Genomic DNA, 3975 nt, shown 5'->3' on the forward strand with positions numbered 1-3975 from the left:
AGCAGGTCGTAGTCGACCATCATGGCAGCAGTTCGATCCCTCGAAACCACGAGGTTTGTCCAGTAGAAGTCATTGTGCGTGAGGGTTCGTCGAAGCCCAGCAATGAGGGAAACTAGCTCTTCAAAATTGTCCTCAACCATCTGACAGACCAACAGGTCCTCCGTTGCCGTGGCCCGGGCGATCCCTCGCACGCTCCCCCTCGTGATCACACGAGCTTCGTCGTATAACTCGACATTGTGGCCAGCGAGGTATTCGCGTCCCGCCTCATGAAGGGATGGGTACCAGGTAGCAAGACTCGTAGCGACATCCGTGTCGGCGAGATCGGCCTCGATTCCCAGCCGCCATTCCTCACTCGCTGCAACGTCCTCAAGGAGAAGAGCCCGCTCCGTCGTAGCAAGTACATTGATCGTCGGGACGCCGAGTTGCCCCAGCATCCGGTAGGTCGCGATTACCCTCCGGCCGTCCTCGCCCCTAAATCACCTTGCGAATACTCGTGCCTGTTTGTGCACTGATTTGGGCAACGACGATGCCGTCTTTCTGTCTGATAAGAGAGAGCTCTGCGTGTTCCACCCCCATCGCACCCAGGCGGAATCACGCTAATTCCAACCGGCTTTCCGGCGGGGAGACTTCTTCTTCATCGCGCATGCGATCCCGCTTCGAGTACGGGACTCCCCTAGCGAAGCTTCGGCTCCGCTATGAGGACGTTCTCGATCTCATGACGCGTCGGGGCATAGGCTCCGTTCTGGCTGACGGTTAGGCCGGAGGCCACGACAGCACGGTGGAGTGCTGGCTGCACATCGTGCCAGCGGGCGTTCCGGAGTGCTGACTTGGCTGCGGCGCTTCCCAAGAGTTCCGCGTCAAGCAGGCCGGAGATCAGGCCGCCCATGAACGAGTCGCCTGCACCGACGGTGTCGCCGATCTCCACGTCGAGAGCATCGACAACAAGCATGTCCCGATCCCCCGCGAGTTTTGCGTAGGCGCCCCACGGCCCCCTCGTCACGACGATGAGTCCGGGACCGTGTGCCGCCCAGTCCCGCATGACCTGCTCGACCGGTGTGTTCGGGTAGAGCCATTTCAGATCTTCATCGGAGGCCTTCACGACATCGGCGCGGGAGACGATCTCCTCAACGCTTGCCTTGACGCTGCTGGGTCGCTTCATGATTGCGGGGCGAAGGTTCGGGTCGTACGACACCGTTCCCTGGATTGCCATGCGCTTCACGGCGGCAAGCACATCGGCTGCGCCTGGCTCCAGGGTTGCCCCGATGGAGCCGACATGGAGATGGTCGACTTCTCTCGGACCGGGAAGCTCTGGAACTTCCCACAGCAGGTCGAACTCGTAGGTTGCGTGCCCCTCTTCGTCAACGGTGGCATTGGCGATCGAGGTCCGCTCGGCACCATCGCTGCCCGGAACAATCGTGAGACCGGCCTTCGCAGCTTCCTGCTCGATGGCGTGCCCGCGTTCGTCCTTGCCCCACCAGGATGCCAGAGAGGTGGGGTGCTCGAGGCTTGCGAGAACGGTTGCCACGTTCATCGGGCTACCACCGACGTGTTCGGACTTTTTCTTTCCTCGATTGACGACGTCAATCAGGGCCTCGCCAACACATAGAACAGTCTTGGTGTCACGGCTCTCGATCATTGCTTGCTCCTCATCCGCCGCCCCACGCGGCCACGCTATTTCGGCCCCGACGCTCCAAACAGTTTTCGGATCTGGCTACGGCGCCACCTGTGTTCAGCCTAGTGGACGGCTGGAGACTTTGCCCGGCAATCTTGACCCATGCCGAACCAGTGCGCTGGAAGCTAGGTAGGTAGTTCCCGGGAATGTGAAAGCGCGCCCCCGGTATGGGGAGCGCGCTTCCTTCCTTCACCGCGTGGACGGGAAGATTAAGATCACTCTTCGCGTGCGAAGGACATCGTTGCTTCGTAAGCACCGGACTCGGAGGGCCAGCGAGTGGTGATGGCCTTCGCGCGGGTGTAGAAGTTGACGCCCTCGGGGCCGTGGATGTGGTGATCGCCAAGGAGCGATTCCTTCCAGCCACCGAACGAGTAGTAGGCGACCGGGGTCGGGATCGGGACGTTGATTCCGACCATGCCTGCCTCAACCTCCATCTTGAACTTGCGTGCCATACCGCCATCGTTCGTGAAGATCGCCGCGCCGTTGCCGAACTCGGAGGAGTTCACCAGGTTGATGGCCTCCTCGTAGGTGTCGGCTTCAACGATCGTGAGGACCGGGCCGAAGACCTCGTCCTTGTACAGATCGGAGTCGGTCGGAACGTTGGTGACGATCGTGGGGCCAATGAAGTGGCCGTTTTCGTTGCCTTCGATGACAAGATCGCGGCCGTCGAGGACGACGTTTGCACCCTGCTTCTCAGCATCGTCAACGAGACCAACGATGCGCTTCTTGGCTGCTGCGGAGATCACGGGACCCATCTGGACGCCCTCGTTGAGGCCGGGGCCAACCTTGATCTTCTCGCCGTTTTCCTTCACGAGACCAGCGAGCTTATCGCCGATGCCGCCAACTGCGACAACAACGGGGAGAGCCATGCACCGCTCGCCAGCAGCGCCGAAGGCGGCTGCGGAGATGTGCTTCGCTGCGAACTCGAGGTCGGCGTCCGGAAGAACAATGGCGTGGTTGTTGGCGCCACCGAGAGCCTGGACGCGCTTGCCGTGCTTGGTGCCGGTGTCCTGGATGATGTGAGCAACCGGGGTCGAACCGACGAACGAGATCGCGTCGATACCGGGGTGCTCGAGGATACGGGTCACGGAGTGACGGTCACCGGGGAGAACGTTAAAGACGCCATCGGGAAGGCCAGCTTCCTTGTAGAGGCGTGCAACGATCAGGGAGGCGGTCGGGGTGGGGCTGGCCGGCTTCAGGATGAAAGCGTTGCCCGTTGCGAGGGCGATGGGGTGCATCCACATCGGAACCATGACCGGGAAGTTGAAGGGTGCAATGCCGGCGACAACACCGACGGGCTGACGGAGCGAGTGGACGTCGACACCGGTCGATACGTCGTAGGAGTACTCGCCCTTGAGTGCAGCGTTGATGCCACATGCGAAGTCGAGGGTCTCGCGGCCACGCTGGATCTCGCCCAGCGCGTCCGAGTAGTCCTTGCCGTGCTCGGCAACGATCGCCTTCGCAAGCTCGTCCTGGTTAGCAAGAACAAGCTCACGCATCTTGAACAGGATTGCGGTGCGCTTAGCGAGCGAGAACTTTGCCCACTCCTTCTGCGCCTCAACGGCAACCTGAACCGTGTGGTCGAGATCGGCGGCGGAGGCGTTGAGCAGCTCTCCCTCGATCTCACCGGTGGCGGGGTTCTCCACCGGAATCGTTCCATCGGGGGTGCCCTGGTAGAACTCGCCGTTTACCCAATGCTGAATGGTATTCACTATTGAACTCCTCGTTGCGTTCAAGCCGCCAGCTTGCGGCTGTCGATGACTCCACTATACAGGACTTTGGTCATTTGTCCTAACAAATAGCACAAATCACTCAAAGTAATTTCAGACAATGCGGGACCTACTCCGCTGCCGTATACTGCTGAGCGCCAGAAATGCCCGACATACCGCACAAAAGTGCCAAGCCCAAATCCGCCTAGCCGCGCCGCAAACAACCTTGACTTCTCGCCAAATTTCCGCGGCAAAAAACTGCAACCGGTCTTGACGGATGGTTTCACCGGCGCCCTCAATGCAACCATCGGGAAGGAATGATCAGCTCCCTGTCCGAGTCGAACCGGCCTGGTAGCTCGTCGCGATCATGCGAACATATGGACTGGCAATCGAGGCTGGCAAGAGGGGCATGCGAGCATACGAGGTGCATCTCTGCACGCATCAAGAACGGCGACGACTCGGAACCTTTCGCGTCCCGGGCAAGAGTGCACGCGCGGCTATCGCGATTTTCTGTCGTCACTCCGTTCTCCTCTGCGCGGAGCGAGAGGCTTGGCGCGCAGGTGCTCTCCTCCCGACGACACCCTCTCCCCTACG

At 60.7% G+C, this 3975-nt stretch carries 3 protein-coding genes; all 3 read right to left on the minus strand.

Features of this window, described 5'->3' with window-relative positions; translation table 11 throughout:
* Positions 1–434: hypothetical protein (locus ACTHUY_RS11390; RefSeq protein WP_441678907.1), on the minus strand; the 434-nt coding region annotated here is incomplete at its 3' end.
* 239 nt (positions 435–673) lie between these two features.
* Positions 674–1636, minus strand: a complete 963-nt coding sequence (locus ACTHUY_RS11395; protein WP_441678909.1) for a carbohydrate kinase family protein — start codon at positions 1634–1636, stop codon at positions 674–676.
* Positions 1637–1887: 251 nt separating this feature from the next.
* On the minus strand, positions 1888–3384 hold the full coding sequence (locus ACTHUY_RS11400) for a CoA-acylating methylmalonate-semialdehyde dehydrogenase (protein WP_441678911.1): 1497 nt from the start codon (positions 3382–3384) through the stop codon (positions 1888–1890).
* Positions 3385–3975 lie beyond the last annotated feature (591 nt).

It is taken from the genome of Flaviflexus sp., from assembly GCF_052087705.1.
Classification (GTDB): domain Bacteria; phylum Actinomycetota; class Actinomycetes; order Actinomycetales; family Actinomycetaceae; genus Flaviflexus; species Flaviflexus ciconiae.